Genomic DNA, 23960 nt, shown 5'->3' with positions numbered 1-23960 from the left:
ATTTTAGAACTGATAGGATACCTCAAAACGCGCGTTAAATCCAGGAGCCGGGAGCGCCATGCGCTTGCCTTTAGGGATCATATCGCTCGCTGGAGCGTCCGCGCTCGCTTGAAACACAGAAGTTTGATCCACATATTGCTTGTTTAAGATATTGTTAAACACGGCTGAAATTCTCAAACCCTGCCACCTTTTAGAAGGCGGAGTCCAATTGATAAAGATATTATGCACGCCATACCCGGGTTTATGGATTTTGATCAAGCCGTATTGCGGGTAATAGATAGAATAGCCCTCATAATACATGTTGGTTACAAAGCGTGAGAGCCAGGTTAAAGTAAGCCCCCACCTGCGGACCTCATAATCGGCTTTTAGGATAAACACATTCCCAGTCGTTGCAGCTAGAGCGTAAGTGTCCGCTAATAAATGCCCCCTAGCCGTCGGCCAAGAGCGAGCCACTGAGAAAGTCCCTAAGAAATTCTTATACCTCACATTCCCTGAAACTTCATAACCATAAATATTAATGGTTTCGGGTAAATTCCCTGACATGTTTTTTGCGGTCGCGTTACCCCCACCATTTTTAGAAGTGTCTTGCCCGTAGCTGTTGATGAAGTTATTGATGACTTGATAGAACGCTGCCCCGCGCACATTGAAATACTTGCTGTTGTAATCCACATTGAATTCCACATTTTGACCGATCGCAGGGCGCAAGTTCCTTTGATAAATCACCGTGGGATCGCGCATCAAAACGCCATCGCCAGGCAAAGCCCCCTTAGTTACATACGCATAGCTCACTTTCAAGCCGATGCTTTCAATGGGGTTATAAAGCACGGTCGCAGAAGGGGAAAAACCAGAAGTTACATGCGTGCGGCCGTTTTTGTCTAGCAAGGTGTAAATATCATAACGAGTTCCCGCACCCACGATTACATTGCTTAAAATATTGTAGTTCGCTTGCATAAACCCTCCGATGATATTCCCGATCGCATGCGAATTTTGGGGCATGTTACGATAGAGTGGGTTAGGCGTGTTGAGATTTTGAGGGTATTGAGAGCTTTGATCGGTGTAGTAATGGCGGTAAGGCAAGCCCGGCCCATTAGGGTCGTTAGGATCAATATTATTTTTATAATAGCCGTTTTTTCCCTTGTCTAATCCAGAAAAAACGCTCAAATTTTGATAAATCATGCCGTATTCAAACACATTCCCGTAATCTTCGCTAATGGGGTGGGTTACTTTAAAATTAACGCCCGAGTTGATTAAGAAAATCCTTCTGGCTAAAGTCCCCTCAGCGTCCGCATTCCCTAAAGTCCAATCGTTGGCAGTAGGGTTTTGAGCGTTAGGGGGGGTCATGTCATAATCAGGATTTTTAGGGACAAGCCCATGATAAACATTTGCGCTTGTAGAAAGCATGGTAGCGTTAAGCTGCCCGTATCCTGCTTGCGCCCCCCCACTAGAATCGCTAGTCCCTTGCCAATTAATAGAGTTAGGCGCGCCATAGCCTATTTGATAGCCTCCATTAGAAGGTCTGATAGCCCCTTGCGTGCATTGGCTGATATTGTCCGGGTTATTACACCACTCTTTCACTTCAGGGATATAATCCGGGTTGGCTGGCTCGTTAGAATTGTAAGCGAAAGGATTCACTACAGGGTTATAATTACCCCCCCTTACCCCTAAAAAGGCGGTGGATTCAACGCGCGGCTGGTTAAAATTAGGGCCACCTTCATGCTTGTATTTCAGGCTCAAATTGTGGTTGAAGTTGATCGTATGGGCTAATTCTTTCCCAAAGTCAATCACAAAGGGGGCTGGCTGGCTTCCTGGGTCATTAGCTTTAGAGAGGGCTGAAGTGGTGTTAGGGCGTAAAAGCCTTGTAGAATTGTCTCGTGTGAGGTTGTAGCTCACGCTAATGCTATCGGTTTCGTTGATATAGCCATTAATTTTAGCCAAAACGCTATTGGTTTCACTGGGAGTTCCTACGCTCATTTCACTATTGCTTGGATCTTGTAAATCGTAGTTAGGGTGGAAGACATTCCTAAAAGCGTTGTTCCCATCTCTATAGTAAAAAATATTTTGATGGTTGTAATAAGCGAGGATGTCCCAATTTTTCCCCCTATAGGCTGCAGTGGCGTTCATGCGATACCCGAAGTTGGTGTAAAAGGCCGCTTCCGCTTTAGCCCCATAAGTTTGATTCTTCCTTAAAAAATCGTTAGCGTCAATCGTGGTGAAAGACAATTTACCCGCCACCGCGCCAGGGCCTGCTGAAGCGTTCGCCGCTCCCTTAATCACTTCCACTTCTTTAATCATGTTAGGATCGATTACGGTGTTAGCGTCATGGTGGAAAATGTTACCATTTTGAGCGACGCCATCTATTGTTACCCTTAAGAGACGGCTCTCAATCCCCCTAACATAGATCTTTTGTGCCATTAAGCCCCCACTGGCCACATTCACATCCGCCCGAGTCCTAAAAATATCACGGATTTGATTGCTCTGGCGTTGCTGGAGCTCTTTTCTGTCAATATACATCTTATTGTTGTATTCAAAAGTCCTTTCACCCTTAGTGGTTACTTTGCCCAAAGTGTGGGTATTTTCTTGAGCTTGCAAATTGCTAGCGACAATACAAGAGACAAACACGATACGAAATTTATTCCTAAGCATTTCTTTCAGCCTTTCTATTTACTTTTTTCTAAAAATTCAGTCAAGTTTTAAACCTAAGGTTATTATTACATTATTCTATTTAATAATACCTTAAATTTGTTTTAGGATTAAGAAAATACCAAGAAAAATGTGATTAAAAAAAGTTTTAGCATTTTATTGAGCGACTGAATCGATCACTATGCGTGAAAAGTTACTGCTAATGCCTCTTAAAAAAGTTTGAGAAGACACATTGATTTCAGCGTTTTGGCGGAAAATATCGCTTGGCTGGTTGCTCTGGCGTTCTTCTAAGTCATGGCGTTTGATAATGATGGTATTCCCCCATTGAAAGGGTCTATAAGCGCGCTTTTTTTTAACGACAAAATGAGGTTCTAAATTTAAAAATTGCGCGTAATTCGGGAAATATAACGGCTCTAATAAAGGGTTTATGGGGTGCGCTTTTAAAACCATAAGGAGGAAAAAGAGGCTAAAGATTGGTTTCATAGCGAATTTTCACGCTCGCTCCCACTTGAGAATTGGGAGAAATTTCTAACTTGCTGATTTTCAAATAAAGCTCAGAGATCTCCTTGTAGCGCGTTTTTAAGATATGGCTTAGATCTTTTAGGGCGTCTTCAATGAGTAGGTATTGTTTTTCTTGCATCGTGTTTTGAATGATTTCTTGGATTTCCATGTAGTCTAAATAAGCCTTACTAGGTAATTCCGTATAGAAAAGATCCAAATTTACGCTTATTCTTTGGGGTTTTAAGCGTTCAAATTCTAAAATCCCCAAAATCGTTTCAAACACCAAATGATGGATATGAACGCCTTGCTTAGTTTTCATAAGACTTTCTTTTCTTTACCAGCGAGCAAGTTAAAAATATTGCCCGCATGTTTGATAAGGGTAAAAATAAAAATAAGCACCATCGGCGTTTGCGTGCCGACTTCTTTAAGGATATTGACGCTATCTGGGATATGCATATAAGGCACAAAAAAGATAAGAACAGTCGCTGTGCCTACCCCTAAAATGCTAGCGAGTGAAGAGATTTTAAGCACCTTACCCACAAAAAACCACACCGTTAAACCGATCAGGCTTTCAATAGGAATGAGCAACACCACAGAACCCATGATTGTAGAAACGCCCTTACCTCCATTGAAATTCAAAAAAGGCGAATAACAATGCCCTAAAATGCTAGCGATAGCGACCATCCATTGCAAACTATAATCTAACCCAAACAATTTGCTTAAAAAAACAGCAAACATGCCTTTGAAGAGATCCAAGATTAAGACTAATAGCGCCATTTGTTTAGCGTTACTCACGCCCTTACTTTGTAAAGCGCGCAAGACATTCGTCGCGCCAATGCCCCCCGATCCGATTTTAGTAATATCCATGCCGTAAAAGATTTTCATTAACGCATAGCCAAAAGGAATCCCCCCAATCAAATAGCCCAAAAGGGTGAAAATCACATTGATATTGGTCAGGAAATTTAAAACGCTTTCCATAAATACCCTTTCAAATAAAATAGCGATCATTATAACATGTTGTTTTTTTAAGTGAAAGCGTTAAGTTGTTAGGGTATAGTGGCTTAAAAATTTTAGGATATTGAGAATGCTTGAATCTTCTAGCCATTTTTTAAAATCGTTTCGCTTGAAGCGCTACATAGGGTTTTTATTGATTTCTTTAGCGCTATTAATCACGCCCTTTGTTCGCATTGATGGGGCGCATTTGTTTTTAATCTCGTTTGAGCATAAGCAATTGCATTTTTTAGGTAAGATCTTTAGCGCTGAGGAATTGCAAATTCTGCCTTTTATGGTTATTTTGCTTTTTATAGGGATTTTTTTCATCACCACTAGCCTTGGGCGTGTGTGGTGCGGGTGGGCTTGCCCGCAAACCTTTTTAAGGGTGCTTTATAGAGACGTGATTGAAACGAAGATTTTCAAACTCCATAAAAAGATCAGCAACAAACAAGAAAGTCCTAAAAACACCCCAAGCTATAAGATCCGTAAAGCATTGAGCGTTTTATTGTTCGCTCCTGTTGTGGCGGGGCTAATGATGTTGTTTTTCTTTTATTTCATCGCCCCTGAAGACTTTTTTATGTATCTTAAAAACCCTAGCGATCACCCTGTTGCTATGGGTTTTTGGCTTTTTAGCGCAGCTGTGGTGCTGTTTGATATAGTGGTGGTTGCGGAGCGTTTTTGCATTTATTTATGCCCTTACGCTAGGGTGCAATCGGTGTTATATGACAATGACACCTTAAACCCTATCTACGATGAAAAGCGCGGCGGAGTGCTTTATGACAAGCAAGGCCATCTCTTCCCCTTACCCCCCAAAAAACGCAACCCAGAAAACGAATGCGTGAATTGCTTGCATTGCGTGCAGGTTTGCCCCACGCATATTGACATTAGAAAGGGCTTGCAATTAGAATGCATCAATTGCTTAGAATGCGTGGATGCATGCACCATCACTATGGCTAAATACAACCGCCCTTCACTCATCCAATGGTCTTCAACTAACGCCATTAATACGCGCCAAAAAGTGCGCCTAGTGCGTTTAAAAACGATCGCTTACATGGGGGTTATCGCTATTGTGATAGCCCTTTTAGCCATCACTTCGCTTAAAAAAGAACGCATGCTCTTAGACATTAACCGTAACAGCGATCTATATGAATTGCGTTCTAGTGGGTATGTGGATAACGATTACGTGTTTTTATTCCACAACACGGACAATAAAGACCATGAGTTTTATTTCAAAATTTTAGGGCAAAAAGGCATTCACATCAAAAAGCCTTTAAATCCTATCGCCATTAAAGCCGGGCAAAAGATCAAAGCGGTAGTGATTTTAAGAAAACCTTTAAAAAGTGCAGAACAAAAACATGCTAAAGACGCTTTAACTCCTATCACGATACAAGCTTACAGCACAGACGATAAGAACATCACGATAGAAAGAGAATCGGTGTTTATCGCGCCAAGTGAGAATTGAAGCCTAAAACTAGCGCTCAATCACTTCATAAGGCAAGCCTTGTTTGATCAATTCTTCCATAAAGGGATCGGTGTTTAATTCTTCTATATTAAACACCCCAGCTTTAAAATGCTCCACGCTCCAAGTGTCATTACAAATCATTTTAGCCGCGCACATCGCTGGCACGCCGGTGGTGTAACTTATGGCTTGCGAACCCACTTCTTCATAGCATTTCTTGTGATCGCACACGTTGTAAATGTAGAGCGTTTTGTCCTGGTTGTTTTTAATGCCGGTCATATAGCACCCAATATTGGTTTTACCGGTAGTGTCTTTGGCTAGAGTCGCTGGATCAGGGAGCAAGGTTTTTAAAAATTGTATCGGCACGATTTTTACGCCTTGATGCTCTATTTCTTTAATGCCTAGCATGCCGACATTTTCTAAGCATTTCATGTGGGTTAAATAATTTTGGGAGAAAGTCATAAAAAACCTCGCCCTCCTCAAGCCTTTAATGTTTTTGACTAACGATTCCAATTCTTCATGGTATAAAAGATACGAATCCATTTCGCCAATTTGAGGGTAAGCCCACACTTGCTTGATTTCTAAAGGCTTGGTTTCAATCCATTTGCCGTTTTCATAATAACGCCCTTTAGAACTGACTTCTCTCAAATTGATTTCAGGGTTAAAATTCGTCGCAAAAGGGCGTTTGTGATCCCCAGCGTTGCAATCTAAAATATCTAAAGTGTGGATGGTGTCAAAATGGTGTTTTTGAGCGTGAGCGACATAAGCGTTAGTAACCCCCGGATCAAACCCAGCCCCTAAAATCCCTAAAATCCCCGCTTCTTTGTAAGCCTTGTCAAACGCCCACTGCTCTTTGTATTCAAACTTCGCTAAATCCGGGTGTTCGTAATTGGCGGTATCAATGTAATGCGTTTTAGTTTCTAAACATGCTTGCATGATCGTTAAATCCTGATAGGGTAGAGCCACATTAACAACGACTTTAGGCTTGTATTTTTGGATTAAAGCGACTAAGGCTTGCGTATCATCTGCATCCACTTGTTCAACGCTAATTTCCCCCAAACCCTTTTTGAGCATGCTTTCTTTAATCGCATGGCATTTGTCTAAAGTCCTGCTCGCTAAAATGATATTCTTAAACACATCTCTGTTCATGCCCATTTTGTGCGTTACCACACTGCCTACGCCACCAGCTCCAATTTGTAATACTGTATGCAAGGAACACCTACTTTCTAACTGATCTCGTTCTTTTAGGGGGGTATTATATTATAATAAGATAAATTTGATTAATAAGGATGCAAGCTTGCAAGAAATTAAGTTGGATATTTACGCCACTTTGGTGTGCATGGTTTTAGTGTTACTCTTGGGGCGTTATGTGATTTCTAAAGTCAAGTTTTTACGAGATTATGATATTCCAGAGCCTGTTGTGGGCGGGGTTTTAGTCGCTTTTGCTATCATGTTAGCGCGTCAGTTTTACAATTTTGGTTTGCAATTTGATTCTTCTTTAAAAGATCCTTTAATGCTGACTTTTTTTATCACCATTGGTTTGAGCGCGGATTTCAAATCTTTACAAAAAGGCGGGAAAATGCTTGCGGTCTTTTTGCTGGCTGTGGCGGGGTTTGTGGTGTGTCAAAATGTCGTGGGGATTTCTATCGCTAGCCTTTTAGGGGTCAATCCTTTAATGGGGCTTTTAGGGGGATCTATCGCTTTAGTGGGAGGGCATGGCACTAGCGCGGCATGGGCTAATTTTTTCACCCAACCACCTTATAATTTTAGCTCCAGCTTAGAAGTGGGCATGGCGTGCGCGACTTTTGGCTTGGTGAGTGGGGGGATTATTGGAGGGCCTGTCGCTAAATATTTGATCTCAAAATACAAACTAGAGCCTAAAGACACCAAAGAAAAAGACACCTTAGAGGGTGTGGTGTCTAAAGGTTTTGAAACCCCTAAAGAGCAGCGCCTAATCACTGCATCCAGTTTTGTAGAAACTTTAGCCCTAATTGCGATCGCTTTATTGGTGGGGACTTTTTTATCGCATTTGATGCCTAAAAGCTTCACCTTACCGACTTTTGTGTGGTGCTTGTTTGTAGGGGTTGTTTTAAGAAACACCTTATCGTTTTTTAAAATCCATAGCGTGTTTGACAGAGAGGTTTCAGTCATAGGGAATGTGAGTTTGAGTCTGTTTTTAGCCTACGCTTTAATGAGCGTGAATTTATTGGAATTGTTAAAACTCGCTGTGCCGTTAGCGGTTATTTTGAGCGTTCAAGTGATGGTTATGATCCTTTATGTGATGCTTGTAACCTTTAGGATATGCGGGAAGGATTATGATGCGGCGGTGTTGTGCGCGGGGCATTGCGGTTTTGGGCTTGGAGCGACCCCAACGGCTATGGTGAATATGCAAACCATCACCAACCACTATGGGCCATCACATGTAGCGTTTATCGTCGTGCCTTTAGTGGGAGCGTTTTTTGTTGATATTATTAACGCTTTAGCGATTAAAGGCTTTTTGCTCTTGCCTCTTTTCCCGTCATGAGACTTTATGAAAGTTTGTTAGAAATGTGCTTGAATAAAGCGTGGGAGCATCAAACCCTAGCCTTAGAAAACCCGAGCGTGGCTTGCATGGTGCTAGATAAAAACCATGAAATCTTGAGTTTAGAAACCCACAAAAAAGCCAAAACCCCGCATGCAGAAGTCTTGGCCACCAAATCAGCGTTAAAGATTTTACGCCCCCATTTAAAAAACGATTTAGAAAAATTAGAAGATCCTAAAATTTTAAGCGATTTTTTAAAAACGCGCCACGATAACGCTTTTACAGACTGCGTTTTTTTAATCACCCTAGAGCCATGCAATTCTTATGGCAAAACCCCAGCGTGTAGCGAATTGTTAGAAATTTTAAAACCTAAAAGAGTGGTCATTGCCACAGAAGAAAACGAAGCTAAAAAAGGGGGTTTAGCAAGGCTACAAAAGGCTCGTATTGAAACAATAATTTGCCACAATTTAGAAAACAAGGCTAAAGACTTGCTCTTGCCTTTTAGGATAATGGAACAAAAGGGGCGTTTTAATTTGTTCAAACTCGCTTTAAGGATGAATGGGGATTATTACCATGGCAAGATCACCGGGCAAAAAAGCGTGATTTTCACGCACAACCAACGAGCGGTATGCGACACGCTCATCATTTCTGGGAAAACCATAAGAACGGATAACCCCTTGTTAGACGCTCGCTTTTGCGATAATTTTTATCAAGGTAAAAACCCCAATATCGCTATTTTATCCAAGCGCTCAATTAATCCTCATTCAAAAGTTTTTTCTGCACCCAATCGTTTGGTTAATACTTTCTGCGACCCTAAAGATTTACCCCTAAATAAAGGGTTTAATTTCATTGAAGGGGGGTGGGGATTGTTTGAGAGCTTGAGGGATAAAATTGATGCACTGCTTTTGCATTCGCATGCGTCTATGATTAGCGAAGCGTTTAATGCATTCGCTTTAAAAACCCCTTTTAAGGGGCGGTTGTTGCATGCGCAAATCTTAGAAAATGAAGCCCTTTTATGGATAGAAAACTCTTAAGATTATACCAGCCCTTAAACGCTTATGCTTACAATAGCGATTCGCTCTTTTTATACGATTTTTCACGCCCTTTGATTAAAAACAGCGGCGCGATTTTAGACATAGGCTCAGGGTGTGGGATCTTAGGCTTGCTCTGCGCCAGAGACAACCCGCTAGCGAATGTTCATTTGGTGGAAAAGGACAGCAAAATGGCGTTTTGCTCCCAAAAAAACGCCCTTAAATTCCCTAACGCTCAAGTGTTTGAGAGCGATTTTTTAGATTTCAACCCTCCGATTTTGTATGATGTAATTGTGTGCAACCCTCCTTTTTATGCCTTGGGCTCTATCAAATCTAAAATTAAAGGGCATGCGAGGCACCAGAGCGAACTAGACTTCGCTTCTTTAGCGACTAAAGTGAAAAAATGCCTAAAACCTAAAGGGTATTTTATTTTTTGCTATGAAGCCTTGTCGCTTTGCTTAGTGATAGAGAGTTTAAGAAGCGTTAAACTCACGCTAGAAACTTTAAGGTTTGTCCAAAGTTTTAAAGACAAAAACGCCCATTTGATGCTCGGGGCTGCTAGGAATAATTCCAAAAGCGCTCTAAAAGTTTTGCCCCCTTTAATCACGCATCATTCCAAAAACCAAAGCGACAACACTAAAGAAGTTTTAAGCATCTATCAAACTTGTAACACTTATTCTATCAAAGCACCTTTAGATTGAGGATTAAAAAATGAAATGTTCGCATTGCCAGTTGGAGTTTAAAGAAAGCGAGCTTTTTAAAGAGGTGATCAATCATAAAGAATTGCATTTTTGTTGCGCAGGGTGCGCTAGGGTGTATGCGTTATTGTTAGATTTGAATTTAGAGAGCTTTTATGACAAGTTAGGCGCTTCCACTTTAGCCCCCGTAACGCCCCAAGATTCAATGAGCGTTTTGGAATTAGAACAAGCCCTTGAAGAAAATAATAAGGGCGAATTTATCCTCAATCTTTTGCTAGAAAAAACGCATTGCAACGCTTGCTTGTGGCTCAATCAAAAGGTTTTAGAGCGCTTAAGTGGGGTTAAAAAAGTGAGCGTGAATTTCACCACCCACCATTTACAAATCGTGTTTGACAAGTCCTTAAACCCTAAAGAGATCGTTCAAAAAATTGAGAGTTTGGGCTATGGGGCTAAAATCTATAACGCAAAAAATTACGCCCTAAAAGCCCAAAAAGAGCAGCGCTCCTATTTGCTCACTTTAAGCGTGGGGTTTTTTGCCACCATGAATTTGATGTTTATTGCCATTGCCAAGTATGCAAGTTATGGTGGTGCGGGTTATGGTAGCGCGAATTATGGCACTGGCATGGATAAGCTCATGCAAAGGAATTTGGATCTCGTGTCGCTCTTTTTAAGCTTGTTGGTGTTGGTGGTTGTGGGGCGTTTTTTCATTAAGGGGGCGTTTTATGGGCTAAAAAATGGCGTTTTGGGCATGGATTTGAGCGTGTCTTTTGGAGCGTTATCGGCGTTTGTTTATTCCGTTTATGCCATGTTGGTGTCCCAAGAGACTTATTTTGAAGCGAGCAGCACGATTTTAACGCTTGTTTTTGGTTCTAAGTTTTTGGAATTAAAAGCCAGGCTGTTTGCGAATGAAAAATGTCTGGCCCTAGAATCGCATGAAATCCATAGCGTGATCGTTGTAGAAAAGGACAAGCAGATAGAAAAACACCCTAAAGATGTGGCGATAGGCTCTGTTGTTTGGGTGCCAAGCGGGGCTAAAATCGCGCTAGATGGCGTGCTTTTAAATAACGCGAGCGTGGATGCGTCTTTGATCAGTGGGGAGTTTAAGCCTTTGGAATTGGAGGTTAATGATCCAATTTTAGGGGGTTATGTGAACATGGGCGTGCCTTTTAGCTATCAAGTGAGTGCTGATTTTCAAAACTCACGCCTTTCTAGTTTGTTAGAAACTTTAAAAAAGAGTTTTTTAGAAAAGCCCTTAATTGAGAGCAGTGCGAATCAAATTGCGGATATTTTTTCCAAAGCGGTGTTGTTTTTAGCCTTTGTAAGCTTTTTATTGTGGCAATTTGGTTTGGGGGGTAATTTTGAAAAAGCCTTAATGGTGTGTATTAGCGTGTTAGTCATCAGCTGCCCTTGCGCGTTCGCTCTGGCTACGCCCATTGCGTTAGTGATAGGGGTGTTTAAAAACCCTTTGATCGTGTTTAAAGAAGCGTTGTTTTTAGAAACCTTGGCTAAAGTGAAAAAAATCTTTATAGACAAAACCGGCACGCTCACGCAAAAAGAAGTCCTTTTAAAAGAAAAAATCATTTACGAAGAATTTGACGAAAGGCTTTTGAAGAGCCTTTTAAAAGTGAGGGAGCATTTAGCCCATAGCGCGATTCTTAAATCTCTAAATAGCGATGAGGTTAATTTAGAAAAGATAGAGTTTTTCGCTCATGGCCTGAAAGCGAATTATCAAAACGAAACCCTGTTAGTGGGGAGCTTGAAATTCTTGGGATCTATGGGGGTGGGTATACCAATGAAAGAGAGCGCTAATATCATGGTAGGCTTTGCGAAAAATAAGACTTTGTGCGCGTTATTCATTTTAGAAGAGCGCTTGAAAAATAACGCTAAAGAAGTCATTCAAACCTTACAAAACAAGGGATTAGAATTAGAAATTTTAAGCGGGGATAATGAAAGCTCGGTTAAGGAGTGCGCGAAAAAATTAGGGATTTCTAAATACCATGCGAATTTGACCCCTGAAGATAAAGCTCAAATCATCAGTTCTTATAAGGGCGTTTGCGCGATGATAGGCGATGGCAATAATGACGCGCTAGCCTTGAAACAAGCGAGCGTTTCTTTAGGGTTTGAAAAAAGCGCTTTGAGTAAAAGCGCATGCGATATTTTGCTTTTAGAAGAGAATTTGAGCTTGTTAGAAAAAGCGTTTGATAACGCTCAAAAAGTCTATCAAGTGGTGTTGCAAAACATTGTTTTGAGCTTGATTTATAACGCTATTTTAATCCCAGTCGCTATGCTAGGATACATCAACCCTTTAATAGCGAGTTTGAGCATGAGCGCTAGCTCGCTTTTAGTGGTTTTAAATTCTTTGAGGTTGAAACGCTCTTAAACAAACCACATCGTTTTGGCTAAAATAGCGATTAAAAAACCAAAAGTTAGAGCGATAGGGTGGATATAGTTGCCAATAGGGTTTTTCTTGCCCAAAAACTTACACGATAAAGAAAAAAGCACTAAAAGAAAAATGCTTAACGCTAAGATCACTTTAAGCATGAGTATCTTTTGAAAAGGGGTTTCACACCAGCCTTTATCGCCCCCCATATACCGACTAAGCATTATTCCCCCTGTTAAAACAAGCCCTAAAACGCATAAGGGCATGATTTTAACCGCTCTTTGAGTGATTCCTGTATTTGCTTTATTGGCAAACTCTTCGCCAAACATTTTCTTCACATTGGGGAAAATCACCCCATCAAAAAACAAGTAGCCAATAAAAATAATGGCGCACAATAAATGAACAACCAACGCATAAGGATAAATCGCATCCATTTAAAATCCTTTATTCATGGGAAAATTAAAGAGTTTTTAATCTACTATAAAAGGATTTTATTGTCAAGTAGCCCACTATTATGGGAATTTTAGGGGTGGTTTTTATTTGACTTTTAAGATTGTAATTAGCTATAATAAAATAATTAAAAAAGTAACACTTAAGTGGAGACCCTAGAGAGTGATGCTTAATTTTATGACAAAGAAGAAAAATAGAATGCAAGATTGCAAAATGGTTTGTAAAAATTTTAATCGTAAGGAATCTGTTTTGATAGCTCAATCTTTAGATATTTCTAAAAAAGGTTCGGTAATTTTAGGCGCTCTTTTGAGTTCGTTATGGCTGACAAACCCCTTAAATGCCCATGAAAAGAATGGCGCGTTTGTGGGGATTAGCTTGGAAGTGGGTAGGGCTGATCAAAAGACAAACGCTTATAAAAACGGCGAGTTGTTTCAGGTGCCTTTTGGCGATGTTTCGGCCAATGATGATGGCAAAGTTCCTGACGGGCAGACCGGTGGCTGTCAGCCAGCTTCAGGGACGCCAGGAACGCCAGGCTACACTAAAGCTAACTGTGTGGTCAATTGGACTTCGCGCACCATGCTTAGCACCAATAAAAACATTCCTGGCCGTAACCAGCCGATGTATGGGCTAGGCGTGATGACAGGCTATAAGCATTTTATCGGTAAAAAAAGGTGGTTTGGGTTGCGCTATTATGGCTTTTTTGATTATGGGCATACCAATTTCTCTAACTCCAGGGCCGCTAACGCTATTTCGCCTTTCTATTTGAGCGATCAAAAAGCCGACATGTATACTTATGGTTTTGGCACAGACATGCTTTTTAATATTATAGATAAGCCTAAAGCCACGGCCGGGTTTTTTGTGGGCGTGAATTTTGCGGGTAACACTTGGACTAATAATCGTGTGGGGTATTTTAAGGACGGGTATGTTTATGGCGTCAATACCGACGCTGACGCTTACATGACTAACGCTGATGGCACAATCACTTGCGGGGACACGACGCCGGCGAGTTGTAATGTGGGGATTAACCCTAATAGCGTCTATGCCACAGGAAAATTAAACGCTAAGGTGAATCACACGATTTTCCAATTTTTAGTGAATGTGGGCATTAGGACTAATATTTTTGAACACCATGGCATTGAGTTTGGTATCAAAATCCCCACGCTCCCTAATCACTTTTTCAAAGGCTCTACTACCATAAGAGCGAAAAAACAAGGCCCACTAGAGAATGGCCAACCAACCACTATCACCGGGGCAGAAACCAATTTCAGCTTAACCCAAACCTTACGCCGTCAGTATTCTATGTATTTGCGCTATGTTTATACTTTTTAAGTTTGGTAGGGGTTTTAGGCAAGGCTTAGAGATGAAAGCTTGATGTTCTAAGCTTTCAAATCGTCATTGATCTGTAACCATTCTGCACTATTTTCTACTTTTTTGATAAATCTATCATTACCACTAATGAGTCCTTATGCTGTTGTAGGGATATTTCTATAATGCGTTCTAATTCTTCATCGTTAAAGATATATTCATTGGAGTCAAATTTTTCTTTCAATTCTTTATTTTGATTGATAGAGATAGTCTCGCAAAGAGTTTAATTAGACTAGGCTGGATTGTCTGAAATAAATACCTTTAGCGTCCTTTATACGAACGCCCTTTTGGTGTTAGAGCATAAAAACCTTTTTCTGGTCTCTCAAAAAGCCCCAAGTTATCTTTTGAAGGGTTATCTTTCAGTACATGGTGGTTGAGTTCGCCCCTGATAGTGTTCCTAAAAGTATCGCTTTTGTATTTGTATCCCCACTCTTCTTTTTTTATTCGTTCTTCTAATGCTTGATAAATATCTTGCAATGCTGCTTGTTTAACGCCTTTTTCCTCACAGGCGAAAATAAATTCCACTATCATTGCCTTAATAGAGGGGATAGTTCCAGGAAGCCATTTTTCTTGTTTTTCAATCTCTTTAATCTTTTCTTGAATGCTTTTATCTTTTGAGATTTTTTGTTCATTTTTAATAATGGCGCTAAAAACTTCATCATAGTTTTGCAAATACTCTTCATTAGGAGTGAACAGACTATCTGCATATTTTATAGAATTATAGATAGCGTTTAACTGCGTGTAATATAAGGGTTTCTTTTCTGTAAAAATGGTATTGACTTCAAAATTATTCTCCAACCCCCCTTTGGTTAAGTTGGTGCTACCTATAATGGAAGTTTTTTCTTTTCCGTTGTCAAACATATAAATTTTAGGGTGGAAGACAATATCTGTTTTGTTATTTTCTTTATCGCCGTAGCAATAAAATCTTAATTTTTTATAAGTTTTATTTAAGTCTAGCAAAAATCGTATGGATTTTGAGTCGGTTGTTTTAAAATCAAGTCCTACAATAATCTCAAATTCTGCCCCCTTTTCTAAAGAATCAATCAAAGCATCTTGAATAACTTCAACCCCACTGTATTTTAAAAAAGCAACTGCAATGTGAGTGTCTAAAGAATTTCTTAGTCCTTCGGTAATCACTTTGGGATAATTGAGATTAGATAGGATTTGAACAGAACTCACCAAAAACCTTAACAATTTTTCAAGCTACTTTACAAGTCTTAAGTTAATGTTGCGTTGCAAGTCTTTTAATTTAGCTCTCTAATGAGAGCTTGAGTTATCTTGACTATAAGTTTATAAATCTTACAATCTCTTATTAAGCTTTTTAAAATACCAAAGACTGAGAGCTAAGAATACAAAAAAGGGCGATAGCACGCCTATTTCAGGAATGAGTATCCCTGAAATGCTGAACTTCCCTAAAGCAAAGAATAGCCCCCACACAACGAGCGTGATAATGATAAACTTTAGCCCTAAAAGAGCCAAATTTTCATAGCGGGCGAGGCTGGGCGAAAAATAAGCGATTAAAACGCTTAAAAACGGCACAAAAAAGGGCAAAATCGCAAACACATATAAAAACGAGCGCACTTTTTTCGTGTCGGCGTTTTGGCGCACTAAAGCATGCAAAGATAAAAGAGCGTCTGTGATAGAAACCGCAGGCTTGTTTTGATAAATGGTGTCCAAAACTTTAGGGCGGAAATTTTTGAGCGTTTTAAAGGTTTCTAAACGCATAGCGTTTAAAGCGTTTGCGCCCAATTCAAAACTTGAAGGCAGGCTATAAATGGTAGCGTCATGCAAAATCCAATGTTTGTCTTCAAAAAAAGCTTCTTTAGCTTCAGCATAAGATTCTAAAGTCTTGTCTTTCAGGCGAAAAACCTTGATATTTTGGGCTTTTTGCAATAAGGGATTAATCTTATCAAAATATACATAATCATCGTTATATTTCACTAACAAATGCTCTGAGACGCTCAAAGAATTGTCTTTATAGATCAAATTTTGCGTTTTTTCTTCCATATACACAAAAGGAGTGGCGTTCAACCCCACATAAATCGCCGTGAAAAACAAACTGATGAAAAAAATGGGTTTTAAAATCTGGCGTTTAGAAAAGCCAATGGAGAGCAAGGCGGTGTATTGGTTGGATTTAATGAATGCGATATAGAATAAAACCATCGCTAAAAGCAAGGAAATGGGCAAGGTGTAATTGAGCGCAAATAAAATATCATAGGTGAAAAATAAGATGATCATGTTCGCAGAATCAGGCATTTTATCGGCGTATTTCAGGCTGTCAATGCCTACAAAAAACAATTCTAAAGCTAAAAGCACGATTAAAAAGTATTTGAAATAATACCACCCTACAAATCTAAACAAACGCACTTTAAACCCTTAACTTTCTATGATTAAAGGTTTTTTAAGCGTGAAACGATTTTGCATGGCGTTAAAATCATGGCTTTCTATAAAAAATTTTAAGGCGTTTTTGGCATGTTCAAACGCAGCGTTTTTTAAAGGCTCTTCATTTTCATTAAATTGGGAAAGCACATGCTCAATCACACCAATTCCTTTAGAAATCCCCACCCTCAAGCGATAATAAGAATCAGAACACAATAAATCAATGGATTTTAGGCCGTTATGCCCTCCATTCCCTCCGCCATTTTTAAATCTCACAACACCTAAAGGCAAATCCAAGTCGTCATGGACAATCAAAAGCTCTTTAATTTTGTAAAAATTTTTAGCGCTCAAAACGCTCTCGCCGCTTAAATTCATGTAAGTTTGGGGCTTGAGTAAGATAAAATCCTTATAAACGCACAAATAAGCGTTGTGTTTGGGAGAAAAAGTGAAAGAAAGATCCAATTCGCTAACGAGTGAATCTAAAATATCAAAACCAGCGTTGTGTCTGGTGTGAGCGTAACGCAAAGTAGGGTTGCCTAAACCTACTAAAAGCGTCATAACCTAAAATCACTTCGCTTTAATCACACCGATCACAGCGATAGAATCATGATCTAAAATCTTAACGTTCTCGTGTTTTTCTAAATCGCGTACCAAAATAGACTCATTCACGTCTAAAGGGGTCACATCCACTAAATAGTGATCGGGCAAATGCTCTGGAGCGCATTCCACGCTGATACGCTTTTTAGAGAGCATTAAAATCCCTTTGTTTTTCAAGCCCACTGGAGTGCCTTGGTATTTAACAGGGACTTTAAACTTGGACTTCACGCCTTTAGCAACAGCGAGTAAATCCACATGGATAAGCTCGTTAGTAACTGGGTTTTTTTGGTATTCTTGAACCACAACTTCAAAAGTCTTATCCCCTAATTTCACCGGAAAAATCAAATGCTTTTTTTCCTTAAGGTATTTGATGAAAGGGTTTAATTTGAACGCGCAATTCACATTTTCAATACCCTTCCCGTAAACATTTGCGATTAGATAGCCATCTTTTTTTAAAGCTTTAGCGTTAGCTTTAGTAATACTCTCTCTAATAACGCCTTCTAACATGTCAATCCTTTTTAAAATAAAATAGGGGCTTATTCTATCCAAAAAACCCTTAAAAATCAAAAACTCTTTAAAAGCTTTTCAAAGGATTGTTTGAACGCTATCAAGCCTTCTTTAAGGAGTTTTTGAGCGGTGTTTTTTAAATCAATGTTGTGCGTTTGCAATTCTTTTTTAAACGCTTCAATTTCTGTGCTTTTTAAAGGGGTTTTGTATTCTGTGTTTGGGTCAAGCCAATAAGCGTTTAAAGCCTCTAATGGGGCTGTATTGATAGAGTTTTTAAAACACAGCGCTTTAATGTAATAATCTTTAGCTAAAGAGTTAGACTTAACGCCTGTGGATGCAAAAAGGGTGCTTGTGAATTTGTTGGCATGCTCATTGATTTGGTAATAGCACTCTGTGGCGTTCATGATCCCGCTTTGAGCTTGCAAGTTTTGAGCCACTAAAGGGTCTATTTCTTTGTCAAATCGTGAGACAAACACGCTAATGACCGCTCTTTTTCGCGCTTCTTTGGCTAAGATTTGAGCGATTTTACCGGCAATTTTAGGCGAAAAGACTAAAGTTACATTAACAGGAATAGAGGCTTTAGCTAGAGCGCTAATCACTTCAAGACCGCTCTCACTCGCCGGGACTTTAATCATCACATTGGGGCGGTTTAATGTTTTGAATAACCGCTTGGCTTCATCAATGCTTTTAATGGCATCATCTTCTAAAAAAGGGTCAATTTCTAGGCTAATGTAGCCGTTGTTAGGGTCTTTTTCATATAAAGGCATTAACGCGCTAGAAGCCTGTAAAATATCCTTTAGCGCCAGAGTTTCATAAATTTCTTTAGCTTTTTGGCCTTTGAGTTTAGCGATTTCATCTTTATAGAATGCGCTTTTGGTGATCGCTTCGCAAAACAAGCTGGGGTTACTCGTCGCCCCGCAAATAGCCCCCTTATTGATGAGCTTTAAAAAGTCGTTTTCTAAAAAATCCCTTTCTATAAAATCGCACCACAAACTGAATTCTTGCATGTTTTATCCTTGTTTTAAATGTTGGTAATAGCTTTTAACGACCTCTTGGTCGCTAAAAAAAATCGTTTTGTCTTTAAAGATTTGAGTGTTTTCATCGCCCTTGCCTAAAATCAACAACACCTCATCGTCTTTTAAATTTTCTAAAGCGTTTAAAATGGCTTTCTTTCGGTCTTTTTCTATAATGACTTTAGAAGAATCGCTGATGCCTTTTAAAATATCCTTAATAATGTCTTCTTCATTCTCGCTTCTAGGATTGTCTGAAGTTAAGATGATTTTATGCACATAACAGCTCGCTATGGCTCCCATTTCAGGGCGCTTGGTTTTATCCCTATCGCCCCCTGCTCCAAAAAGAGCGGTGATTTTTTGGTTTTTAAAGCTTTCAAAGACTTGTTGCATGCCGTCTGTGGTGTGGGCAAAATCCACAACCACTAAAGGTTTAGAATGCACCACTTCCAAACGCCCCTTAACCCCACAAAAGTTTTCTAACAACGGCGTGATCGCTTCTAGCGGTAACTGAGTGAGTAGTTTGACCCCTAAAACGCCGGCTAAAATATTATAAAGGTTGTAACGCCCTAAAAGGGGGGAATAGATGAGGGCGATTTCTTTAAGATTAGGATCTCTTAAATCTTGCTGGTAGCATAAAGACGCGCTAATGGAGGGGTTGAGCGAAAAGGCTTGAACGTTTAAATGCGCTTTTTTATCCAGCGCGTAAGTGTGTGCGTTAATGGGGTTAAAAAGGGCGTTTGTTTCATCTCTGTTGATGACTTTCAAGCCCTCGTCTTTAAAAAAGCTGTTTTTAATACCTCTGTAATTTTCTAGGCTTTTGTGGAAATCCAAATGATCGCTTGTGATATTGGTTAAGATTTTAAGGGCAAAATCAAGCCCGGCGATGCGCTTTTGGGCAATCGCATGGGAACTCACCTCCATAATGAAATATTCACACCCCAAACGAATCGCTTCTTCTAAATCGCTATAAAGCTCTAAAAGAGTGGGCGTGGTCAAACCCTTTTCTTTGATTTGTGTGTCGTTGATAAAAAACCCTCTTGTGCCTAAAAGAGCGGTCTTTTTATTCAAATCTAAGAGCAAGGAATACATCAAGCTCGCTGTGGTCGTTTTACCATTAGTGCCAGTAACCCCTACAATTTTAATCTTAAAATCAAAATAGTTTTTAAGCTCGTTAAAATCTAAAATAGCCAGGTTTTTTGCTTCAATTAAGGGAGAGTATTTTTCATTTAAAGGCGTTTTGACAAAAAGGATTTCTTCAGGGTTTTCTAAAACTTCATGCGTGTTATCGCTTAAAAAAGAATAGGTGTGGTTGCGATAAGTCAAGGATTTTTTAAGTTTCATTTTTCAAGCCTTGTGGGATTTTAAGGCGTCTTCTAAAAGAGAGCGCAAAAATTCATCATAAATGAAAGACCCTTCATGCATGTTTTCAATGTAATTGATCGCTAATTCATAATAGCCATAGTGGTTCAATTCTTTCAAAAATTCATAAAAATCCTCTTTATTGTCAAAAATCACCCTAGAGCTGAACATCAAATCTTCAAACGCCTCCTTAAAGCCGCGCTCCAAGCTCAAGCGTTTGAAATCCGCATACAAAATGCCATTCAATTCCTCGCCTTTTTGAGAAATTTGCGCATCAATCTTTTCAGCCATTTGGTTTAACCCCTCATCAAAAGAAGCGATTAAAGTCATGATTTGATCTTCAGCCTGGTGTTTTAAACTTCGTTTTTGCATAGCGATCAAGCTTTGATACAATTCATAAAAGCTGTGGGCTTCTTTAGGGAAATCTTTAGCGATATCGCTTAATAACGCTCCCACTTTGGCCTTTTGGTTGTCTTTGTCCAAAAACAACACTTCAGAAAAAAGGTGCAACGCTTCAGCGTAACGGGTTTGTTTGAACGCTAAAAATCCCTCTTTAATCAACGCGCGCTTTTTAAATTCATAATCAAACTTTTGCATGCCTATAATCCTTAAAGCTTATCAAACTCCTTAGCGTTTTCTAAGCACACCACTTCTAAATTGGGGTGGATATCCATTTTAAACTGCCTTTCAATGACGTTTTTTAAAGTGATTTTACTGCTAGAGCAAGTCTTGCACGCTCCCTCTAAAGCCACATAAATTTTCATGCTTTTCACCCCTAGCACTTCAATATTACCGCCATCTTTAAGCAAGTAAGGGCGGATTTTTTCTATCACAATACGCACCGGTTTTTGTAAATCTTCATCGCTAAATTCTATCATTTTTTAAAACCCTCTTTGAAATTTTACTTTAAGATACCATATAATGAGCCATTTTTATCAAACAACGCTTTTTAAGAGTGGCTCAAGGGCTAATTGGATAGAATAAGACCACTATTAGAATAAGGTTTTGATGACGGTATGGAAATTAAAAACATCAAAGAATTTGAAAAAGCCTCCAAAAAACTCCAAAAAGACACTTTAAAGATCGCTCTCGCTCTTTTGTTTCTCATTGGCGCTGCTTTGCTCGCTCTCATTTTTGGGCAAGCTAATTCTAAGGGCTTGTTGCTTATTTTTGCGGCTGTGATTGGGGGCTATATGGCGATGAATATTGGCGCTAATGACGTGTCTAATAATGTCGGCCCTGCCGTAGGCTCTAAAGCCATTAGCATGGGTGGGGCGATTTTGATCGCCGGGATTTGTGAAATGCTTGGAGCGATCATTGCTGGGGGGGAAGTGGTTTCTACGATTAAAGGGCGCATTGTTTCGCCTGAATCTATTAATGATGCGCATATTTTCATCAATGTCATGTTGGCTAGCCTTTTGAGCGGGGCGTTGTGGTTGCATGTAGCGACTTTAATTGGCGCTCCTGTTTCCACTTCACACTCTGTGGTGGGGGGGATTATGGGGGCTGGAATGGCAGCAGCTGGAATGGCAGCGATCAATTGGCATTTTTTGTCAGGCATTGTGGCCAGTTGGGTAATTTCGCCTTTAATGGGGGCTTTGATAGCCATGTTTTTTTTAATGCTCATTAAAAAGACTATCGCTTATAAAGAAAACAAAAAGAGCGCGGCTTTAAAGGTCGTGCCTTATTTGGTAGCGTTGATGAGCTTAACATTCAGCTGGTATTTGATCGTTAAGGTTTTAAAACGCCTTTATACGGTGGGTTTTGAAATCCAGCTGGCTTGCGGTTGTATCCTTGCACTTTTAATCTTTATCCTTTTTAAAAGATTTGTGTCAAAAAAAGCCCCACAATTAGAAAACAGCCATGAAAGCATCAATGAGCTTTTTAATGTCCCTTTGATTTTTGCTGCTGCGCTTTTAAGCTTTGCGCATGGGGCTAATGACGTGGCTAACGCTATAGGCCCACTAGCGGCAATCAGTCAAACTTTAGAAGAAGCGAGTAGCCCTATAGGGAATACTTTAAGCTCTGTGCCGTTGTGGATTATGGTAGTAGGGGCAGCCGGGATTGCTTTAGGCTTGAGCTTGTATGGGCCAAAGCTCATTAAAACGGTGGGCTCAGAAATCACAGAATTAGACAAAATGCAAGCTTTTTGCATCGCGCTTTCTGCGGTCATTACCGTGCTTTTAGCCTCTCAATTAGGCTTACCGGTAAGCTCTACGCATATTGTGGTGGGCGCGGTGTTTGGGGTGGGCTTTTTAAGGGAGCGCTTAAGAGAGCAATCAAGAAGGCGTTTTGCTAGGATCAGAGACAACATTGTAGCGGCGCACTTTGGGGAAGATTTAGAAGAAATTGAGGGCTTTTTAGAGCGCTTTGATAAAGCCAATTTGAAAGAAAAATCGCTCATGCTAGAGAGCTTGAAAAAAAGCAAGAACACCGCCATCGCTTTGGAATTGAAAAAGAAAGAAAAAAAGTCGCTTAAAAAAGTGTATAAAGAAGAAGTGATCAAACGCTCCATTTTAAAAAAGATTGTTACCGCTTGGTTGGTAACCGTGCCGGTTTCTGCGCTTTTGGGGGCGCTTCTGTTTGTGGCTCTTGGTTTTATAGAAAAGTATTTCTAGGGTTTTTAAGGATTTGTTTTTTAAAGTTAGGCTTAATCTTTTATGTTAAAATTCTAAGATTTTATCTTTATTTTATATTGATCGTTAGGTTTTAGGTTTAAAGTCATGGGGAGGAATCAAGGAGCTTATTTGGATCCGTCTGAATCGATTTTGATGTTGATGGTTGCTTTTTTATTGGTGCTGTTGAACGCTTTTTTTGTGCTTTCAGAGTTTGCCCTTGTGAAAGTGCGTAAAACCCGCTTAGAAGAGCTGGTTAAAATCGGTAATTCCAACGCTAAACTCGCTTTAGAGATGAGTCAAAGGCTAGACACTTATTTGAGCGCCACGCAGTTAGGCATCACCCTTTCTTCATTAGCTTTAGGCTGGGTGGGTGAGCCTGCTATCGCAAAGTTGTTAGCCGCGCTGTTTGAGTCTATGGACTTAAAAGATAATCCTATTTTTATCCATTCAATGAGCGTGGTTATAGCGTTTTTAAGCATCACTTTTTTGCATGTCGTGCTAGGCGAGATTGTGCCAAAATCTTTAGCGATCGCTAAATCTGAAAAGGCCGCTCTTTTTGCCGCGCGCCCTTTGCATGTGTTTTGGGTGGTGTTTTACCCGGTGGTGCGCTTGTTTGATGTGATCGCTCATTTCTTTTTAAAAAAAGTGGGTATCAACCCTAAAGAGCATGACGGCACGCATTCTGAAGAAGAGTTAAAAATCATTGTGGGCGAGAGTTTGAGGGAGGGTATTATTGATTCAGTGGAGGGTGAAATCATTAAAAACGCGGTGGATTTTTCTGACACGAGCGCTAAAGAAATCATGACCCCACGAAAAGACATGGTGTGTTTGGACGAAGAAAACAGCTATGAAGAAAATATAGACATTGTTTTAAAAAGCCGATTCACGCGCTACCCTTATTGTAAGGGTTCTAAAGATAACATTATCGGCATGGTGCATATCAGAGACTTGCTCTCTCGCTCTATTTTCACCCCTAAAATGCATGATTTCAAGCAAATCGTCAGGAAAATGATCATCGTCCCCGAAAGCGCATCCATTTCTCAAATCCTTATTAAAATGAAAAAAGAGCAAATCCATACCGCTTTGGTGATTGATGAATACGGCGGCACGGCCGGGTTGCTCACGATGGAAGATATTATTGAAGAAATCATGGGAGAGATTAGCGACGAATACGACTTGAAACAAGAGGGCGTGAACAAGCTTGAAGAGGGCGTGTTTGAATTAGAGGGCATGCTGGATTTAGAGAGCGTAGAAGAAGTGCTTCATATCCAATTTGACAAAGAATGCGAGCAAGTAACGCTTGGGGGCTATGTTTTCAGCTTGTTAGAACGCATGCCTATGGAAGGGGATACGATTATTTCGCATGGGTATGTTTTTGAAGTCTTAAGCGTGGATGGCGCTAGGATAAAACGCTTGAAAGCGAGCAAGGAAAATAAGGATAGAATATAA

At 40.0% G+C, this 23960-nt stretch carries 22 protein-coding genes; 8 read left to right on the top strand and 14 right to left on the bottom strand.

Annotation, left to right across the window (positions count from 1 at the left end; all coding sequences use genetic code 11):
- Nucleotides 1–3: 3 nt before the first annotated feature.
- The 4 genes from EAL87_RS05180 to plsY all read right to left on the bottom strand — a co-directional run bounded on the left by EAL87_RS05180 (nucleotide 4) and on the right by plsY (nucleotide 4119).
- Nucleotides 4–2643 (bottom strand): TonB-dependent receptor, encoded by a 2640-nt coding sequence (locus EAL87_RS05180; RefSeq protein ID WP_120913455.1) that lies wholly within the window; start codon nucleotides 2641–2643, stop codon nucleotides 4–6.
- Nucleotides 2644–2796: 153 nt separating this feature from the next.
- Entirely contained in the window at nucleotides 2797–3123 is a 327-nt protein-coding gene (locus tag EAL87_RS05175; protein WP_120913453.1) for a Plug domain-containing protein, read from the bottom strand.
- The gene (locus EAL87_RS05170) at nucleotides 3107–3460 is read right to left on the bottom strand and encodes a FolB domain-containing protein (protein WP_120913451.1); all 354 of its coding nucleotides are present in this window, start codon (nucleotides 3458–3460) and stop codon (nucleotides 3107–3109) included. The genes EAL87_RS05175 and EAL87_RS05170 overlap by 17 nt, the downstream gene beginning before the upstream one ends.
- Complete coding sequence (plsY, locus tag EAL87_RS05165; RefSeq protein ID WP_000446716.1) at nucleotides 3457–4119, bottom strand: glycerol-3-phosphate 1-O-acyltransferase PlsY; 663 nt, start codon at nucleotides 4117–4119, stop codon at nucleotides 3457–3459. Before plsY ends, EAL87_RS05170 begins: the two co-directional genes overlap by 4 nt.
- A gap of 106 nt (nucleotides 4120–4225) precedes the next feature.
- Here plsY and ccoG point away from each other — a divergent pair, with 106 nt between their 5' ends.
- Entirely contained in the window at nucleotides 4226–5596 is a 1371-nt protein-coding gene (gene ccoG / locus EAL87_RS05160) for a cytochrome c oxidase accessory protein CcoG (protein ID WP_120913449.1), read from the top strand.
- A gap of 9 nt (nucleotides 5597–5605) precedes the next feature.
- On the opposite strand, the gene EAL87_RS05155 is transcribed toward ccoG, so the two are convergent.
- Nucleotides 5606–6805, bottom strand: a complete 1200-nt coding sequence (locus tag EAL87_RS05155) for a saccharopine dehydrogenase family protein (RefSeq protein ID WP_120913447.1) — start codon at nucleotides 6803–6805, stop codon at nucleotides 5606–5608.
- A gap of 85 nt (nucleotides 6806–6890) precedes the next feature.
- On the opposite strand from EAL87_RS05155, the gene gltS reads away from it, so the two are divergent.
- Genes gltS through EAL87_RS05135 form a run of 4 tightly spaced genes read left to right on the top strand, consistent with a single transcriptional unit; the run spans nucleotide 6891 to nucleotide 12223 of the window.
- A complete protein-coding gene (gltS, locus tag EAL87_RS05150) occupies nucleotides 6891–8117 on the top strand; it encodes a sodium/glutamate symporter (protein WP_120913445.1) in 1227 nt (408 codons plus the stop codon).
- A complete protein-coding gene (locus EAL87_RS05145; RefSeq protein WP_120913443.1) occupies nucleotides 8114–9148 on the top strand; it encodes a dihydrofolate reductase family protein in 1035 nt (344 codons plus the stop codon). The genes gltS and EAL87_RS05145 overlap by 4 nt, the downstream gene beginning before the upstream one ends.
- A complete protein-coding gene (locus EAL87_RS05140; RefSeq protein WP_120913441.1) occupies nucleotides 9130–9846 on the top strand; it encodes a tRNA1(Val) (adenine(37)-N6)-methyltransferase in 717 nt (238 codons plus the stop codon). Before EAL87_RS05145 ends, EAL87_RS05140 begins: the two co-directional genes overlap by 19 nt.
- 10 nt (nucleotides 9847–9856) lie before the next feature.
- Complete coding sequence (locus EAL87_RS05135) at nucleotides 9857–12223, top strand: heavy metal translocating P-type ATPase (protein WP_120913439.1); 2367 nt, start codon at nucleotides 9857–9859, stop codon at nucleotides 12221–12223.
- On the opposite strand, the gene EAL87_RS05130 is transcribed toward EAL87_RS05135, so the two are convergent.
- Nucleotides 12220–12657 carry a CopD family copper resistance protein gene (locus EAL87_RS05130; RefSeq protein WP_120913437.1) on the bottom strand — a complete coding sequence of 146 codons (438 nt, stop codon included), beginning with the start codon at nucleotides 12655–12657 and terminating at the stop codon, nucleotides 12220–12222. The two genes, EAL87_RS05135 and EAL87_RS05130, sit on opposite strands and share 4 nt — an antisense overlap.
- Before the next feature lie 181 nt (nucleotides 12658–12838).
- Here EAL87_RS05130 and EAL87_RS05125 point away from each other — a divergent pair, with 181 nt between their 5' ends.
- Complete coding sequence (locus EAL87_RS05125; RefSeq protein WP_162972625.1) at nucleotides 12839–14002, top strand: outer membrane protein; 1164 nt, start codon at nucleotides 12839–12841, stop codon at nucleotides 14000–14002.
- A gap of 297 nt (nucleotides 14003–14299) precedes the next feature.
- On the opposite strand, the gene EAL87_RS05120 is transcribed toward EAL87_RS05125, so the two are convergent.
- The 8 genes from EAL87_RS05120 to EAL87_RS05085 all read right to left on the bottom strand — a co-directional run bounded on the left by EAL87_RS05120 (nucleotide 14300) and on the right by EAL87_RS05085 (nucleotide 20771).
- Nucleotides 14300–15217, bottom strand: coding sequence for a phospholipase D-like domain-containing protein (locus tag EAL87_RS05120; RefSeq protein ID WP_162972622.1), 918 nt, complete (start codon nucleotides 15215–15217; stop codon nucleotides 14300–14302).
- A 120-nt stretch (nucleotides 15218–15337) separates the two neighbouring features.
- The gene (locus EAL87_RS05115; RefSeq protein ID WP_120913433.1) at nucleotides 15338–16405 is read right to left on the bottom strand and encodes an LptF/LptG family permease; all 1068 of its coding nucleotides are present in this window, start codon (nucleotides 16403–16405) and stop codon (nucleotides 15338–15340) included.
- Between the two features lie 9 nt (nucleotides 16406–16414).
- Nucleotides 16415–16975: an aminoacyl-tRNA hydrolase gene (gene pth, locus EAL87_RS05110; RefSeq protein WP_120913431.1), complete on the bottom strand. Its 561-nt coding sequence runs from the start codon at nucleotides 16973–16975 to the stop codon at nucleotides 16415–16417.
- A gap of 9 nt (nucleotides 16976–16984) precedes the next feature.
- Nucleotides 16985–17521 carry a 50S ribosomal protein L25/general stress protein Ctc gene (locus EAL87_RS05105; RefSeq protein ID WP_120913490.1) on the bottom strand — a complete coding sequence of 179 codons (537 nt, stop codon included), beginning with the start codon at nucleotides 17519–17521 and terminating at the stop codon, nucleotides 16985–16987.
- 56 nt (nucleotides 17522–17577) lie between these two features.
- Entirely contained in the window at nucleotides 17578–18528 is a 951-nt protein-coding gene (gene tal / locus EAL87_RS05100; RefSeq protein ID WP_120913429.1) for a transaldolase, read from the bottom strand.
- A gap of 3 nt (nucleotides 18529–18531) precedes the next feature.
- The gene (locus tag EAL87_RS05095) at nucleotides 18532–19875 is read right to left on the bottom strand and encodes a UDP-N-acetylmuramoyl-L-alanyl-D-glutamate--2,6-diaminopimelate ligase (protein WP_120913427.1); all 1344 of its coding nucleotides are present in this window, start codon (nucleotides 19873–19875) and stop codon (nucleotides 18532–18534) included.
- 3 nt (nucleotides 19876–19878) lie between these two features.
- Nucleotides 19879–20490: a histidine kinase gene (locus tag EAL87_RS05090; protein ID WP_120913424.1), complete on the bottom strand. Its 612-nt coding sequence runs from the start codon at nucleotides 20488–20490 to the stop codon at nucleotides 19879–19881.
- Between the two features lie 11 nt (nucleotides 20491–20501).
- The gene (locus tag EAL87_RS05085) at nucleotides 20502–20771 is read right to left on the bottom strand and encodes a NifU family protein (protein ID WP_120913422.1); all 270 of its coding nucleotides are present in this window, start codon (nucleotides 20769–20771) and stop codon (nucleotides 20502–20504) included.
- 138 nt (nucleotides 20772–20909) lie between these two features.
- Here EAL87_RS05085 and EAL87_RS05080 point away from each other — a divergent pair, with 138 nt between their 5' ends.
- Nucleotides 20910–22511: an inorganic phosphate transporter gene (locus tag EAL87_RS05080; RefSeq protein ID WP_120913420.1), complete on the top strand. Its 1602-nt coding sequence runs from the start codon at nucleotides 20910–20912 to the stop codon at nucleotides 22509–22511.
- 105 nt (nucleotides 22512–22616) lie between these two features.
- On the top strand, nucleotides 22617–23960 hold the full coding sequence (locus EAL87_RS05075; protein WP_120913418.1) for a hemolysin family protein: 1344 nt from the start codon (nucleotides 22617–22619) through the stop codon (nucleotides 23958–23960).

The organism is Helicobacter pylori, assembly GCF_003636935.1.
Lineage (GTDB): Bacteria > Campylobacterota > Campylobacteria > Campylobacterales > Helicobacteraceae > Helicobacter > Helicobacter pylori_CH.
This window is presented reverse-complemented; position numbering and strand designations above follow the sequence as displayed.

Excerpts from the sequence above, each read along its gene's own strand:
- EAL87_RS05145 (WP_120913443.1), top strand. The coding sequence starts at position 8,114 with ATGAGACTTTATGAAAGTTTGTTAGAAATGTGCTTGAATAAAGCGTGG.
- EAL87_RS05135 (WP_120913439.1), top strand. The coding sequence starts at position 9,857 with ATGAAATGTTCGCATTGCCAGTTGGAGTTTAAAGAAAGCGAGCTTTTT.
- pth (WP_120913431.1), bottom strand. The coding sequence starts at position 16,975 with ATGACGCTTTTAGTAGGTTTAGGCAACCCTACTTTGCGTTACGCTCAC.
- EAL87_RS05075 (WP_120913418.1), top strand. The coding sequence starts at position 22,617 with ATGGGGAGGAATCAAGGAGCTTATTTGGATCCGTCTGAATCGATTTTG.
- tal (WP_120913429.1), bottom strand. The coding sequence starts at position 18,528 with ATGCAAGAATTCAGTTTGTGGTGCGATTTTATAGAAAGGGATTTTTTA.
- EAL87_RS05085 (WP_120913422.1), bottom strand. The coding sequence starts at position 20,771 with ATGATAGAATTTAGCGATGAAGATTTACAAAAACCGGTGCGTATTGTG.
- EAL87_RS05125 (WP_162972625.1), top strand. The coding sequence starts at position 12,839 with ATGCTTAATTTTATGACAAAGAAGAAAAATAGAATGCAAGATTGCAAA.
- plsY (WP_000446716.1), bottom strand. The coding sequence starts at position 4,119 with ATGGAAAGCGTTTTAAATTTCCTGACCAATATCAATGTGATTTTCACC.
- EAL87_RS05105 (WP_120913490.1), bottom strand. The coding sequence starts at position 17,521 with ATGTTAGAAGGCGTTATTAGAGAGAGTATTACTAAAGCTAACGCTAAA.
- ccoG (WP_120913449.1), top strand. The coding sequence starts at position 4,226 with ATGCTTGAATCTTCTAGCCATTTTTTAAAATCGTTTCGCTTGAAGCGC.
- EAL87_RS05080 (WP_120913420.1), top strand. The coding sequence starts at position 20,910 with ATGGAAATTAAAAACATCAAAGAATTTGAAAAAGCCTCCAAAAAACTC.
- EAL87_RS05180 (WP_120913455.1), bottom strand. The coding sequence starts at position 2,643 with ATGCTTAGGAATAAATTTCGTATCGTGTTTGTCTCTTGTATTGTCGCT.
- EAL87_RS05130 (WP_120913437.1), bottom strand. The coding sequence starts at position 12,657 with ATGGATGCGATTTATCCTTATGCGTTGGTTGTTCATTTATTGTGCGCC.
- EAL87_RS05170 (WP_120913451.1), bottom strand. The coding sequence starts at position 3,460 with ATGAAAACTAAGCAAGGCGTTCATATCCATCATTTGGTGTTTGAAACG.
- EAL87_RS05175 (WP_120913453.1), bottom strand. The coding sequence starts at position 3,123 with ATGAAACCAATCTTTAGCCTCTTTTTCCTCCTTATGGTTTTAAAAGCG.
- EAL87_RS05095 (WP_120913427.1), bottom strand. The coding sequence starts at position 19,875 with ATGAAACTTAAAAAATCCTTGACTTATCGCAACCACACCTATTCTTTT.
- EAL87_RS05090 (WP_120913424.1), bottom strand. The coding sequence starts at position 20,490 with ATGCAAAAGTTTGATTATGAATTTAAAAAGCGCGCGTTGATTAAAGAG.
- EAL87_RS05140 (WP_120913441.1), top strand. The coding sequence starts at position 9,130 with ATGGATAGAAAACTCTTAAGATTATACCAGCCCTTAAACGCTTATGCT.